This is a genomic window from Rugamonas rivuli (genome assembly GCF_009380165.1).
In the GTDB taxonomy this organism is placed as follows: Bacteria; Pseudomonadota; Gammaproteobacteria; order Burkholderiales; family Burkholderiaceae_D; genus Rugamonas; species Rugamonas rivuli.
In genome coordinates, this window is the sequence record NZ_WHUF01000012.1 from 31,843 (window position 1) to 45,834 (window position 13,992).

The 13,992-nt window shown below is 66.4% G+C and carries 12 protein-coding genes; 5 read left to right on the plus strand and 7 right to left on the minus strand.

The window, feature by feature from the left end; all coding sequences use genetic code 11:
* The first annotated feature begins 225 nt into the window (after positions 1-225).
* The gene (locus GEV01_RS29165) at positions 226-2,139 is read left to right on the plus strand and encodes a CocE/NonD family hydrolase (RefSeq protein WP_152809716.1); all 1,914 of its coding nucleotides are present in this window, start codon (positions 226-228) and stop codon (positions 2,137-2,139) included.
* A 7-nt stretch (positions 2,140-2,146) separates the two neighbouring features.
* Here GEV01_RS29165 and GEV01_RS29170 read toward each other — a convergent pair whose 3' ends face one another.
* The 3 genes from GEV01_RS29170 to GEV01_RS29180 are packed head-to-tail and all read right to left on the minus strand — an operon-like array spanning position 2,147 to position 4,891.
* On the minus strand, positions 2,147-2,947 hold the full coding sequence (locus GEV01_RS29170) for a substrate-binding periplasmic protein (RefSeq protein WP_152809718.1): 801 nt from the start codon (positions 2,945-2,947) through the stop codon (positions 2,147-2,149).
* Complete coding sequence (locus tag GEV01_RS29175; protein ID WP_152809720.1) at positions 2,944-4,212, minus strand: TCR/Tet family MFS transporter; 1,269 nt, start codon at positions 4,210-4,212, stop codon at positions 2,944-2,946. The genes GEV01_RS29170 and GEV01_RS29175 overlap by 4 nt, the downstream gene beginning before the upstream one ends.
* A 19-nt stretch (positions 4,213-4,231) precedes the next feature.
* The gene (locus GEV01_RS29180; protein ID WP_152809722.1) at positions 4,232-4,891 is read right to left on the minus strand and encodes an HD domain-containing protein; all 660 of its coding nucleotides are present in this window, start codon (positions 4,889-4,891) and stop codon (positions 4,232-4,234) included.
* A 160-nt stretch (positions 4,892-5,051) separates the two neighbouring features.
* On the opposite strand from GEV01_RS29180, the gene GEV01_RS29185 reads away from it, so the two are divergent.
* From GEV01_RS29185 to GEV01_RS29195, 3 genes are all read left to right on the plus strand, one after another.
* Entirely contained in the window at positions 5,052-5,357 is a 306-nt protein-coding gene (locus GEV01_RS29185; RefSeq protein WP_152809725.1) for a hypothetical protein, read from the plus strand.
* Positions 5,358-5,451: 94 nt separating this feature from the next.
* On the plus strand, positions 5,452-5,946 hold the full coding sequence (locus GEV01_RS29190; RefSeq protein WP_051077248.1) for a chemotaxis protein CheW: 495 nt from the start codon (positions 5,452-5,454) through the stop codon (positions 5,944-5,946).
* Between the two features lie 74 nt (positions 5,947-6,020).
* A complete protein-coding gene (locus GEV01_RS29195) occupies positions 6,021-7,658 on the plus strand; it encodes a methyl-accepting chemotaxis protein (RefSeq protein WP_152809727.1) in 1,638 nt (545 codons plus the stop codon).
* Between the two features lie 27 nt (positions 7,659-7,685).
* On the opposite strand, the gene GEV01_RS29200 is transcribed toward GEV01_RS29195, so the two are convergent.
* The 4 genes from GEV01_RS29200 to GEV01_RS29220 form a co-directional block, all read right to left on the minus strand.
* On the minus strand, positions 7,686-8,291 hold the full coding sequence (locus GEV01_RS29200) for a hypothetical protein (RefSeq protein WP_235914624.1): 606 nt from the start codon (positions 8,289-8,291) through the stop codon (positions 7,686-7,688).
* Between the two features lie 178 nt (positions 8,292-8,469).
* Positions 8,470-9,168, minus strand: coding sequence for a ribonuclease HI family protein (locus GEV01_RS29205; RefSeq protein WP_152809728.1), 699 nt, complete (start codon positions 9,166-9,168; stop codon positions 8,470-8,472).
* The gene (locus tag GEV01_RS31560) at positions 9,168-9,845 is read right to left on the minus strand and encodes a thrombospondin type 3 repeat-containing protein (RefSeq protein ID WP_408014840.1); all 678 of its coding nucleotides are present in this window, start codon (positions 9,843-9,845) and stop codon (positions 9,168-9,170) included. Before GEV01_RS31560 ends, GEV01_RS29205 begins: the two co-directional genes overlap by 1 nt.
* A 253-nt stretch (positions 9,846-10,098) precedes the next feature.
* A complete protein-coding gene (locus tag GEV01_RS29220) occupies positions 10,099-10,356 on the minus strand; it encodes a hypothetical protein (RefSeq protein ID WP_008447741.1) in 258 nt (85 codons plus the stop codon).
* Positions 10,357-10,579: 223 nt separating this feature from the next.
* Here GEV01_RS29220 and GEV01_RS29225 point away from each other — a divergent pair, with 223 nt between their 5' ends.
* Positions 10,580-13,942, plus strand: a complete 3,363-nt coding sequence (locus GEV01_RS29225) for a penicillin-binding transpeptidase domain-containing protein (protein WP_152809730.1) — start codon at positions 10,580-10,582, stop codon at positions 13,940-13,942.
* Positions 13,943-13,992: the final 50 nt, after the last annotated feature.

Below are 13,992 nucleotides of genomic sequence, written 5' to 3' on the forward strand. Positions count from 1 at the left end.
ATAAAAATATCACATCACTATGGGTAGACAGTGGCCGCGCGCTAGGAGCGGCGCCAATTCAGGCAGGCGTGAAGTGTGGTGGAAAAATTCATGCGCGTATGGTTGCAGTTCAGCGGCGGTCTGTCAAGGTGCGGCGCGCGCGGCCGCGCTCCTCAAGCCCATGCATTAATCGTAACGATAAGGTAGTATTGCCCATCCTGAGCAATACCCCTTACCGGAGCAACTATGCGCGTACTTGCAGTGGCAGTGCTTTCCACCCTGATGGTCTCCGCCGCAACGGCGCAAACGTCCACCCCGGCCATGGCGCCGGACATCCCCGCCAAGTTCGACACCGCCGTCCCCAACGCCGACTACGTCAAGCGCGACGTCATGATACCGATGCGCGACGGCGTCAAGCTGCACACCGTGATCGTCATCCCCAAGGGCGCGGCGCATGCGCCCATGGTGCTCAGCCGCACGCCGTACAACGCCAGCGGCCGCGCCCAGCGCAACGTCAGCCCCAGCGTGCTGGCCACGGTGGGCCAGGGCGATGAAGTGATGATGGAAAACGGCTACATCCGCGTGTTCCAGGATGTGCGCGGCAAATACGGCTCCGAGGGCGACTACGTGATGACCCGCCCGGTCAAGGGCCCGCTCAACGACACCCGCACCGACCACACCACCGACGCCTGGGACACCATCGAGTGGCTGGTCAAGAACGTCCCCGAAAGCAACGGCAAGGTCGGCATGATAGGCTCGTCCTACGAAGGCTTCACCGTGCTGATGGCGCTGGTCGACCCGCATCCGGCGCTCAAGGTCGCGGTGCCGATGAGCCCGATGGTCGACGGCTGGCGCGGCGACGACTGGTTCCACAACGGCGCCTTCCGCCTGCCCAACCTGTCCTACATCGCCGGCCAGACCGCCGCCAAGGGCAGCGGCAAGACCCTGGCCACCGGCGTCTACGACGATTACGAAGGCGTGCTGCGCGCCGGCTCCACCGCCGACTACTCCAAACAGTTCGGCCTGGACCAGCTCAACTTCACGCGCAAGCTGTTCGAGCACCCGGCCTACGACAGCTACTGGCAGCACCAGGCGCTGGACAAGATCCTGGGCAAGCGCCAGATGAAGGTGCCGACCATGACCGTGGTCGGCTACTGGGACCAGGAAGACATCTACGGCGCCCACGCCTTCTACTCGGCCGTCGAGCCGCAGGACACGGCCAATAACAAGAACTTCCTGGTGGTGGGACCGTGGCGCCACAGCGGCGTCAATTACGAAGGCTCCAGCCTGGGCGTGCTCAAGTTCACCGGCGACACCGCGCTGGAATTCCGCCGCGACGTCATGCAGCCCTTCCTCGACCAGTACCTGAAGGACGGCGCACCGGTGGCCGACACGCCGCCTGTGCTGTTCTACCAGACCGGCGTGAACCGCTGGCAGCGTTTGCCGCGCTGGCCGCTGGCCTGCGAGCAGGGCTGCCCGGCGCCGCTGAAGCCGGTCTACCTGAAGCCCGGCTTCAAACTGGACTTCGACGCGCCGAAGGACGGCGCCGCCTACGACGAATACGTGTCCGACCCGGCCAAGCCCGTGCCTTTCGTGCCGCGCCCGGTGCATATGAACGACGCCAATGTGTGGCGGCCATGGCTGGTCAGCGACCAGCGCGGCGTATCCGACCGCACCGATGTGCTCAGCTACGTCAGCGAGCCGCTGAAGACGCGTTTGCAGATCGCCGGCGCGGCCATGGTCAACCTGTACGCATCGACCACCGGCAGCGATGCCGACTGGGTGGTCAAGCTGATCGACGTTTATCCGGACGAGGTGCCGTCGCAGCCGGAGCTGGGCGGCTATCAGCTGGGCATCGCGATGGATATCTTCCGCGGCCGCTACCGCAACAGCCTGGAGCATCCGTCGGCCATCGTGCCAAACGCGGTGGAGAAGTACCGCTTCGCGCTGCCGAACGCCAACCACGTGTTCCTGCCGGGCCACCGGGTGATGGTGCAGATCCAGTCCAGCTGGTTCCCGCTGTACGACCGCAATCCGCAGACCTATGTGCAGAACATTTTCTACGCCAAGCCGGCCGACTATCAGAAGGCCACGCTGCGCGTCTACCACGCGGGCGCGCAAAGCAGCGCGCTGGAACTGCCGGTGGTGGAGAACAAGTAGGCGCGGCTTAGCGCGGACGCACGCTGTCGGTCAGCACGTCCGCGCGGAAGTAGCGGCGGTAGCCTTCCATCACCTGGTTGGACTTGCCGATTTTTTCCAGCATGTCGACCAGCACCCGCTGGTCTTCCGGCTTGAGCGCGCGCGACACGTAGGCGCCGCTCTCGTGCCACGGCAGCTCGGGGATGGCTTCCATGCGCAGCTTGTCCTGCATGCCCTTGACGCGCTGGTCGCGCTGGATCGCGCCGGCCATCAGCGTCGGCCCCATGATGGTCAGGTCGGCCGAGCCGGCGTGCAGCAGCCGTGCCACCGCCACCACATCGACTTCGACGAACAATCGGCCTTGCTTGCCCAACTCGTTGATCAGCGCCGTGTAGTGATCGCCGTAGTCGAAGCCGCGCACCACGGCCACGCGCAGTTCGCGCCGTTCCAGCAGGGCCTTGGCGTCGGCGATCGGCGCGCGCTGGCCGGCCACGGAAATGAGCATGGCGCGATGGCCTATCATCGGCACGAAGGTGCCCAGCAGGTCGCGCGCCGGCGTGCGCGAGGCCGGCACCAGGATGTCCGCCTTGCCGTCCTTGTACATCGCCACCTGGCGCGCGCGCGGCACCAGGTTGAAGACGAAGTTGCAGCCGTTGCGGGCGCCCATGTTGCGCAGCAGGTCGGGATAGATGCCGCCGATATGCGCGCCTTCCACCTGCACGCTGGCGCCGCTGGCCGATACCGGCACGGCGATGTCGCGCGAACAGTCGGCGGCGGCGGCTTGCGCCGCGCACAGCGCCATCGACAGGGCGATGCCGCGCACTCTCATGGCTTGGCCGCCTGCATGTGGTGGCGGCTGAAGTAGCGCTGCGCCACCAGGATGGCCATCGTCTGCATCACCGCGCACAGGTAGAAGGTGCTGCCGATGCGCCAGTCGTTGGCCGGCAGGTGGCTGACTTCGCCGAGGATGGCGGTGCCCAGCAGCGGCATGAAGATCACCCCCAGGCTGCTGATCGACTGCAAAGACCCCATCAACTCGCCCTGTTCGTTGGGCGGCGTGGATTTGGAGACGATGGCCTGCAGCGCCGGACCGATGGCGAACGACAGCACGTTGCAGATGATGAGCACATACATCATCCAGCCTTGCGTGGCCAGGCCGTACAGCAGATAGACGATGCCGCCGGAGCACATCCCCATCATCGACAGCCGCACTTCGCCGAAGCGCTTGATCAGGATGCCCAGCAGGCCGGCCTGCACCACGGCCGCCATCAGACCGACGCAGAACATGGCCGCGCCGTTCTGGCCCGGCGTCCAGTTGAAGCGGAAGTGGGTGTACAGCACCCAGGTCGTCTGCAGCATCATCTGCGCGCACGTCACCAGCGCGAAGGTGATGATCAGGCCGCGGATGTCGCGCCGGCCGGCCAGCTTGAACAGCGCCGACAGCGGATTGATCTTGGCCAGGCTGAAGGGCGAGCGGCGCGCCGCGGGCAGCGATTCCGGCACGACGAAATAGCCGTAGACGAAATTGGCCGCCGACAGCGCGCCGGCCACGTAGAACGGCAGGTGCAGGTCGACGCTGCCCAGCAGGCCGCCCAGCATCGGGCCGCAGATGAAGCCCAGGCCGAACGCGGCGCCGACCTTGCCGAAGCTCTTGGCGCGGTTTTCCGGCGTCGAGATGTCGGACGCGTAGGCCGAGGCCACCGACATGCTGGCCGACGACATGCCGCCCACCACGCGGCCGATGAACAGGCAGGCCAGGTTGGGCGCCCAGGCGGTGGTCAGGAAGTTGATGCACATGCCGGCCATCGAATACAGCAGCACCGGGCGGCGGCCGATGCGGTCGCTGATCGCGCCCAGCATGGGCATGAAGATGAACTGCATCAGGCCGAACACCGCGCTCATGATGCCGAACCAGTGGGCCTGGTTCTCGCGCGTGCCGGTGAACTCGCCCACCAGCATCGGCAGCACCGGCACGATCAGGCCGATGCCCAGCATGTCGATGAAGACGCAGATCAGGACGAAGTTCAGGTTGCCAGGCGCGCTGGCGGACGATGCGGCGGGGGCGGCGGATGCTGCGGTATCGGGCGTGGTCATGAGAGCGTAGGGAAGAGGGTCAGGGCGTGGCCGGACTGGCGGCCCATTCGGCGATAAAGCGGTCGCGGAAGGCGGTCAGTTCATTGAGGCGGGTTTGCGCCAGCTGGCGCCCGGCCGTGGTTTGCATCTTGCCGGGCAGGGTGGCCAGTTTGGTGTCGATATGGTCGATCGCGTAGGCTTTTTCATCGAGCTCGCGGTGCAGCGCCATCGGATCGTCGGCATGCGCCAGCCCGGTGCCCATGCGGCCGGCCGTGTAGAACAGCCGCGCCAGTCCGACCGCGCCCAATGCGTCGAGGCGGTCGGCATCCTGGACGATCTTGGCTTCGATGGTCTCGGGGCGGATGGCGGCGGAAAAGCTGTGGCTTTCGATCGCGTGGGCGACGGCGGCCAGTTTGTTGGGCGGGAAATCGAGTTCGGCCAGCTGGCGGCTGGCCAGCAGCGCCGCCTTGCGCGAGGCCAGGTGGCGCTCGGGATCGTTCTTGGGCAGGTTGACCAGGTCATGCAGGTAGCAGCCGGCCAGCACGACCAGGGCGTCGGCCTCGGGATAGTCGTCCAGCAGCAGGGCGGCGTTGCGCCAGACCCGGTGCAGGTGGTTGGTGTCGTGGGCGCCGTCGGTGCCGGCGGCGGCGCTGGCCAGGCCGACCAGGCGCGGGTGCCAGCTGTTGAGCAAGCTATTCATCGGTCTCCCGTGATGTTTGGACGTTCTGTTTTTTGGAAGATCATACAGCCTGATTCAGCCCTTGTGCAGTGGAACTTTATGGGGATAAAAAATTGTTTGCTTGCCAAGTACGATGAGATTGTGCAAAATGCAACCATATTTGATAAGAACAGGTAATCCGATGCGTAACTTCCTGGCGTGTGCACCGATGTTGTGGGCCCTGGCCTGCGCGCCCGCGCTGGCGCTGGACGACACGCCGACCGTCGCGCCGCACTTCCAGATCAAGGGGGAGGACAACCGCCAGCCCGGCCGCCCGGCCGCCGCCAGCACCTCCGCCACATCCGCGCCGCCCGCCAGGCGGCTGCTGCCGGAGATGGACGCCGCCCGCCAGGCGCTGACGCCGCGCAGCGTGCTGACCACCGTGCTGCGGCCGCTGCCCGCGCAGGCCGGCCTGATGATCGAAAAACCAAGATGGAAATTGCGGTAAGTCTATTTATTGCTCTAGTGCATTTATTTGGTGCGTGATTACTTGACTTGAGGTAACATTGCGCCCAGTCACTTTAGCAATGAAGGAAAACCCCATGTCTGGTAATGTAAGCGAACTGCACGCAACGACCCCCGCCGGCGAGTATTTGGCCTTCACACTGGGCCAGGAAGAGTACGGCATTGATATCCAAAAAGTAGCCGAGATCCGCAGCTACGAAACCCCCACCCGCATCGCCAACGCGCCGGACTTCGTCAAGGGCGTGGTCAATCTGCGCGGCATCATCGTGCCGATCGTCGACATGCGCATCAAGTTCAGCCTGGGCACGCCGTCGTACGACCAGTTCACCGTGGTCATCATCCTCAACATCGGCCACCGCGTGGTCGGCATGGTGGTGGACCGCGTCTCCGACGTGACCACGCTCACGCCCGAGCAGGTCAAGCCGGCGCCGGAAATCGGTTCGGTGGTGAACACCGACCACATCGTCGGCCTGGGCACGCTGGACGAGCGCATGCTGATCCTGATCGATATCGACAAGCTGATGTCCAGCGCCGATATGGGCCTGATCGAAAACACCGCGCTGGCGGCCTGACGCACACACCATCACGCCGGGCATGACCCGATGCTGATTCCGTAGTATGACTTTGATCTTTTAAGGGCAAGAGTATGACTATGTTGGCCAATATCAGTATCGGCAAGCGCCTGGCCTTGGGCTTCACCATCATCCTGGCGTTCGCCATGCTGATCACCGGCATCAGCGTGTGGCGGCTGCAAGGCGTGGCCTCGGCCACGCGCGACATGATGCAGGTGCCGCTGGCCAAGGAGCGCATGATTTCCGATTGGTCCAGCAAGATTGATAGCGCTATCCGCCGCACCACCGCCATCGCCCGCAGCAGCGACCAGTCGCTGGTGGCCTTCTTTGCGGAAGAAGCGAAAGCCTCGTCGGCCATCTCGGCCGAATATCAAAAGAAAGTGGAAGCCCTGATCGTCGACGCCGACGAGCAGGAACTGTTCGGCCGCATCGGCGAGCAGCGCAAGATCTATCTGTCCTCGCGCGACCAGGTGGCCAAGCTGAAGGCCGCCGGCGAGATGGATGAAGCCGAGAAGGTGTTCACCAATGTGTTCCGTCCAGGCTCCACCAGCTACCAGGCGCTGATGCAGGAGCTGCTGAAGATGCAGCGCGCGAAGATCGACGCCACCGCGGTTCACATCGATGAAGTGGCGGCCAGCAGCCGCAACCTGCTGTACGTGCTGGCCTTGCTGGTGCTGGCGTTCGGCGCCGTCAGTTCGTGGCTGCTGACCACCGGTATCACCGGTCCGCTGCAAGAGGCGGTGACGGCTGCGCGCCGCGTCGCCGGCGGCGACCTGACCGGCCATATCGACGACAGCGCCCGCGATGAAACGGGCCAGCTGCTGTCGGCGCTGAAGGAGATGAACGCCAGCCTGCTGGGCATCGTCACCGAAGTGCGCAGCGGCACCGACCATATCACCACCTCGTCCAGCGAGATCGCGGCGGGCAACCAGGATCTGTCGCGCCGCACCGAGCAGCAGGCCGGCGCGCTGGAAGAAACCGCGTCGTCGATGGAGGAGCTGACATCGACCGTGAAGCACAACGCCGACAACGCGCGCCAGGCCAACCAGCTGGCGGCATCGGCCGCGCAGGTGGCGGTGAAGGGCGGGCAGGTGGTGTCGCAGGTGGTCGATACGATGGATTCGATCAACCAGTCGTCGCGCAAGATCGTCGACATCATTGCCGTCATCGACGGCATCGCGTTCCAGACCAATATCCTGGCCTTGAATGCGGCGGTGGAAGCGGCGCGTGCCGGTGAGCAGGGTCGCGGCTTCGCGGTCGTGGCGTCGGAAGTGCGCAACCTGGCGCAGCGCTCGGCGTCGGCGGCCAAGGAAATCAAGACGCTGATCGGCGATTCGGTCGAGAAGGTCAACCAGGGCAGCAAGCTGGTGGCCGACGCCGGGTTGACGATGGATGAAATTGTCAGCAGCGTGCATCGCGTCAGCGACATCATCACCGAGATCACGGCGGCCAGCACCGAGCAGAGTGCTGGCATCAACGAGGTGTATCAAGCCATCGGCGCCATGGACGGCGTGACGCAGCAGAATGCTGCGCTGGTCGAAGAAGCCGCAGCTGCAGCCGAATCGATGCAGCAGCAGGCTGCGGCGCTGGCGCAGGCGGTCAGTGTGTTCAAGGTGGATGGTTCGGCGTCGACGTCTTTGTCGCGCTCGCGCGCCAAGGCGCCACGCGCTGCTTCGGTATCGCCAGCGCTGCGCCTGACCAGCCGCGCCTGAGCTCGGGCAGCCGCCTTTGTTACTGAGCTAAAAGGCGACGTCTTCCAGCCGGTAGCGGAATTTTCTCCGCTCCGGTAACTCCCAACCGGGCGCGCGGTCAGTGTTGCGCGGTGGTGCGCTAGCTGGTGGCGGTGTCTGCGGCGTTGGTAACGCCTGCGCTGATGCCGCGGGCAACGGCGGGATTGCGGCAGGCGCTGGCACAGGCGTTTTCGAGGCGGCGATCAGCTCGTCGCGCAGTCGGCACGCTAGTTTGAAGGTCTTGTCGCCCGGGCGGCGAATGAATAAATCCTGCCATGCATTGCGCGTTGAGCGCGCGAACGATTGCGCGAACTGGTTCGGCGAAACGGCGCGGCCATTGTGGATGATTTGGTCACCTTCAACTCGTGCGTAGTTGTTTTCGCCGTAGCTCCACGACTTCAGGATGGTGCCTTCGGGTAGGAACAGCGTTTTCCATTGGTAGCCGTGCAGGCCCTCGGGATCTGCGCCAGGCGCCAATCTGGTGGGGTCTAGCCAGCATTTGAGCGCTTGCGTCATGGCTTCCGAAATGTCTTGCGAGCCGCCACGGCGGCGCAGCTTTTCTATCAGCTGGAGCAGGGTATCGGTAGGCAGCTGCACGGTCATTGTGGTATTCATCCTGTTTTCTCCCCTATTTTCTTCTGCTTTCCCCAAGTTAGACCGGGAGTCGCGGAGATAGTTCAATCCTTGAAAAAATAGAGGAAAGCAGGGGCGAAAATCGGGCTTTTGCCACAGGGCGTGGGGCGGTGCACCCCATGTAGATACTCTCCTGGTTAGACGAGCGCTTAGGCGCTGATTATTCGTCCCCGCGCACCATCAGCGCGCGGTCAATCGCCTGCTTCGACAAGCGATCCGCGTCACCATTGCGGTGGCGCGGCACCCAGCGCAGGCTGACCGCGCCCAACGGCGCCATCAACGCCAGCACGCGCTGCCGATGTTCCTCCAGGCCTTTTGCACCACGGCCGGCCGCTACGGCCTGTTCGCTCAAATTCACATCGTTGATCACGACCTGGCTGTCGCCATGCACCACCAGCCCTGTGGCGCCCAGCTGCCCGGCCGCCTCCAGCAAAGCCGTCAACGCCAGATACTCCGCCTCGCCGCTGTTGCCATAACCGGCGCGGCGGCTGATCTCCACCCGCTCGCCGTCCGGCCCGCACAGCAGCGCACCGATGCCTATCTGCCCCGGATTCGGATGCGCAGAACCATCGAACCAGCCGCGCCAACCATCGGCGGCAGGCCGCATGCGCGCCGTCCGCTGTTCCAGCAAGCGCGCCTTCTCAGCGATCCTTGCCGAACGCCGTTCCTCGTCGCGCAGACGCAGCGCATCACGCTCGGCCAGCAGCTGCGGCAAGCCCTGCGCACCGGCCACCTGCACCAGCACCTGATGCAGCGCGGCCGCCTCGCTCACATTCGAACGGGCGGCCAGACGACGAGCGGCCACGCGCTCGCCCTTGAAGGCGGCCGTGGCCAATACTTCGAATTCAATGTCGTTCATCAGTCGCGGCGCGGATTGTCCGGACGACGGTCGTAGCGGTTAGGCACACCGTCGCCGTCGCGATCGCGGTCGTAGCGGTTCGGGATGCCGTCGTGATCGCGGTCGCCGTACGGGCCTCGCTCCCAGCGGGCTTCCTCGCGCAGCCAGCGGCCGTCGCGCTGCACCCAGTGCGGCTGCGCGTACACATAGCCCGGCCGTGCAGAAATCCAGCTGCCGCCTATCCATTCGTGGCGGTTGCCGCGCCAGTCCCAGTAACCGGGAGCCCAGATATAGCCGACACGTGGCCCAGGCACCGCCTCATAGCGCGGCGGCGGTGGCGCGACGGTCACGTAGTCGACCCGCGTTGGAACGGAACTCACCGTCACCCAGCCGCCCGGGTCCAGGCGCCAGCCGCCGCCTTCGCGTATCCATTCGGCGCGGCGATACTCGGCGCCGCGGCGTTCGTTTTCCCAGCGGCCGGCCAGCCAGACGTGGCGATGGCCGTCCCAGTTCCAGTAGCCAGGCGCCCAGACGTAGCCGTGGCGCGGCGCCGGGATGCTTTCGAAACGCGCAGGCGGTGGAGCGTTGCCGATCACGACGCTGACGCCGACTTGCGCGGACGCGATGGCTGGAGCGAAAGCTGCTGCGCTCAGGGCGAGCATGGCGGCAGCGTAAATATTGTGCGAGCGCTTGATCATGATGTGTTCTCCGTTTGCGCGTTCTACTTCAACGCTTGAAACGAACTATAGCAAGCGGCACCGGGGCTGGCTCCCAGAGATGCAACTTTTTACATCTGACACAAAGCTGTGTGGAGTTGTGTGCGATGGCGCACAGAGGGACTGCTGAGGGGGAGGTGCTGCGGGTTGTATCTGAAACGGTGCTAAGCGGTGTAAGGCTTCGCCTGTTACGCGGCAGGGTGGCGGCGCGTCCAGGCGAAGTGGTCTCGGGCGTTCAAATTTTGCTCGCAGTGGTGGTGTCGGCAGCCAGCACGGATTTGCTTTCGTCGAGCAGCGACTGTTTTTTCTGTTCGGCGGTCAGGCGTTTTGCGGCGACGACCACGACTTGCATCCCTTTGGCGGCAGCTGGTGCGGTGTAGCTGGCTTGCACCGGTGCTGGCGTTGCAGTGGTGTCGTCGAGGACGTAGTTGGCGGCGCAGGCCAGGCCCAGGGTCACGACAAACAGGGCTTCGAAGTTTTTCAGGACGTTCATTTTGCTTCCTTTCGGTGGTTAAAAGTGTGTTTCGATGTGCTCACTTTATGCAAAGGCCCGTCCAGCCGCCACGGGATTGCGACGAGGTGCGCTTTTGGCGGTCCGAAATGCAGATAAACGCGATAAGACGATATCTTTTAGGCCATGGAATGCCGCTGCGGCCGGGTTTTCCCGGGCCCTCCGCTAAGGCTGGGCAGATACCGTCCACCAGCGCGAGGGGCTTATGCCGCGATACATCACCACCATCCTGCAAGCCTGGGCCGAGCGCCGCCGCGCACGCCGCCGGCAGGCCAATCTGCGCGCCGGCATGAGCGGCCGTCCAGCGATGCGGATCGTGCCGCCCCCGCACGCCGGACGCCGACAGGCTGGTTACGGTGCTGCTGCCGGTGGCGCGGCGCAGCCTGCGGGGCGGCAGCGCGCGATGTGGATCGCGGTCGTCGCGGTTTGCGTGCTGGCGGGAGGCGGCGCGCTGATCGCCGGCCACGCCCGCCACCTGGCTGCGGCGACGGTCAGCACGCCGCAAGCGGTCAACAGCGTGCGCGCCGCCTACGCCTTTCAATCTGCGCTGCCAGGTGCCGCCTTCACCGTGCCGGCGCAGGCAGGAATCAGCACCAGCATCCATGCCGATGGCGCCTTGCTGGTGGCCGCCGGCATGCAGGCCGCGCCGCCGGTCCGCGTGGACCTGTGCACTCAGATGCGCAGCCCCACCGACGCCCGCCTGCTGCCGCTGCGGCTGGGTTATCGCTTCGATGACGTCAAGCGCTGGGTCAAGCGCAACGAGGAATCGGATGTTCAGATCTCGCTGCGTAACGTGCTGCTGGTGGCCGACAGCGGCGCCGGTGCGGACGCCGTCCCCGAAATACAAATCGAAGGCACCGCCCGCGCCGACTTCGTCGATCCGCTGGGCGAGCCGCTGCGACTGAGCTGGCGCAGCGCGCAGGGGAACGCGCGCTGGATCAGCGACGCCAGCCTCGGCCAGGTCGAGCAGGGCGCCAGCGGCCAGGTGGCGTTGCGCCAGCAGGGATGGCTGCTATGGGGCGCCGCGTCGGCGCTGCGCATCGAGCGCCGCTCCAACGCCATGTGCCCGCAGGCCGGCGAGCTGGTGGTACAGATGTATCGCCTGGCGCCGCAGGGCGCAGCATCGGCCGCTGCGCCGGCCGGCGCGCTGGTGGTGGCATTCCCGGCACGCGGCCGCGCGGTTGGCGCCAATCTGGCGGCGGGTTCTTATCAAGTGCCGGCGACAGCTCCCGCAGCGCTGGAAGACCAGTCGCTATTCGACGCACTGCAAGCCCAAGGCCTGATCCGCCTGAACGCCGGCGGCGCGATCGAACTGGCCCCGCGCGATTTGCCGCAATGGCAGGCCGCCGGCGCCGCCGAGCGCGTGGCCGAATTGGACAGCTGGAAGCAGGTCAAGCCCGGCGCCGCCACGCACAAACTCTTCAAGCGCCTGTACTACCAGGCCGACGGCGCCTATGTCCGCCAGCAGATCGACATCTACAACAGCGAACGCCGCCTGCTGGCCTGGCGCGTGAAGGCGCCGGCAGGCATGGTCATGGACTGGAGCGCGACCGCCGGCAGCGACGCCGCGTCGGGCAGCGCGCCGGTGATGGTCGCCACCACCAGCCAGATGCCGGTCGCCGCATCGCGCCTGTTCGCATCGCTGCCGCAGGGCTGGCAGCCGTGGACGCGCGTGGCGCGCTGGCCGCAGGCGGGCGAAGTGTCGGGCGCCCGTCCCGTGGTGCGCCTCAGCCTCACGCTGCCGCGTGCCGCCGCCGGGGGCGAAGTGGTGCGGATGCTGCTGGCAGGCCGCGTCACCGGCACCGTCGGCGCCAGCGCGCAACTGACGCCAGCATGTACCGGCCGCGCCTGCGCCAACGATGCGGATGTCCAGCAGATCGCGCTGACGCTGCAAGCCGGCGCGCATGCCGTGCAGCTCACCGTGCAGCCGCTGGACTTCCATGCGCCGGAAGACCAGAAGTACCGCCACCTGCGCGTCGCCGGCGGCCGGCTGGTGTGGCAGGCGCTGTCGCCCGTCTCTGGCGACGCCGCGCCCGGTATGCCGCGTCCCGCCGCGCCGTCGCCGGTGCAGCTGGAGGACCGCAACGGCACGCTGCTGTGGGCCGACGGAGCGCCGACCCAGCCAGCCATCGACGCCGGCCTGGCGCCGCTGCTCGGCGTCAGCGCCGACCACGCCAACAGCGTGGCCGGCATGCTGGCCCGCCTGCCCGCATCCGACGCCACCGTCTCGCGCGCATCCGGCGCGGCGGTCGGCGCGCGCCTGACGCTGGACCTGCCGCTGCAAGCCCTGAGCCAGCGGGTGCTGGACTGCATCGGCATGCATCGCGGCCGCTGGGACGGCAAGGCCTGCAACGGCGGGCAGCCTGCGCCGGAAGGGCGCCACGCCGGCCTGGTCATACTCGACACCGAAACCGGCGACGTGCTGGCCGCCGCCGGCGCGGGGACGGGCGAAGTCAGCGCCGCCAACTGGGCCGAAGTGCGCGACTTCGACCGCACCAGTCCCGCGCGCAGCCCGCTGCGCCTGCCCGCCTTGCAGCACGACGGCGGCGCGCATCAAAGCCCCGGCTCGACCTTCAAGGTGGTCAGCGCGTTGGGCCTGGAGCTGGCCGCCAAGAGCGATCCGCAAATCGACGCGCTGTTGGGCGGCATGCCGCTGCCCGCCATCAACCGTCTGGCGCAGCAGCGCGGCTTCGGCTTCCAGACCGATGCCGCCAGCTATCCGCTCAATCCGCGCCTGGCCCACATCACCAACTACCACGAGCAAAGCCTGGACCGCCGCGCGCAGGAAGGGCGCCTGGGACTGGCGCAGGCGCTGACCTACAGCCTCAATACCTGGTTCGCCTGGTCCGGCGAATTGAGCGACCATAGCCTGTTCGGCCGCGCCGACGGCGGCGCCCCCGATCTGCAGGCGCTCGACGCCGACGCGCTCGATGCGGTGCGCCCCATCGTCGCGGCCGCGCACCGCCTCGGCTTCGAACAGACGCTGCGCTTGGACGGCGGCCTGCTGCCGGCCGATTTCAACTGGCGCAGCTGGGACGCGCTGCAAGCGACACCGGCCCACATCGACCCGATCCACACGCGCCACGAACTGCGCCAGATGTCGATCGGCCTGCGCATGCAGGTGACGCCGCTGCAAATGGCGCTGGCCGCCGCCGCGGTCGGGCAGGGCAAGGTGGTTGCGCCGCGCATGCTGCTGTCGCTGGGCCGCAGCGACAGCGTGGTGCCGGACATGAAGCCGGTCGGCATCCGCCTGGACCGCATCCGCGCCGGCATGAAGGGCGTGATCGATGTCGGCACCGGCGCCGGTGCTTTCGGCGGCGCTGCGCTGGCGGGCGTGCGGCCCGGCCTGTACGGCAAGACCGGCACCGCGCCCAGCGGCGGCGACACGGCCACGGTCTGGTTCACCGGCTGGCTGGAGCCGGGCAGCCTGCCGGGCCAGACGCACCGGCTGGCGATGGCGGCCTTCGTCAGCCACTCGGGCGTCACCGGCGGCGAACACGCGGCGCCGGTGCTGGCGGCCGTGCTGTCCACGCTGGCGTCGCAGAACCGCGAACAGAAGGGGAAATAGCCTTGTAAACGGGATAATGAAATCGCCGCTTTTGTGGCATGATTTTGAGG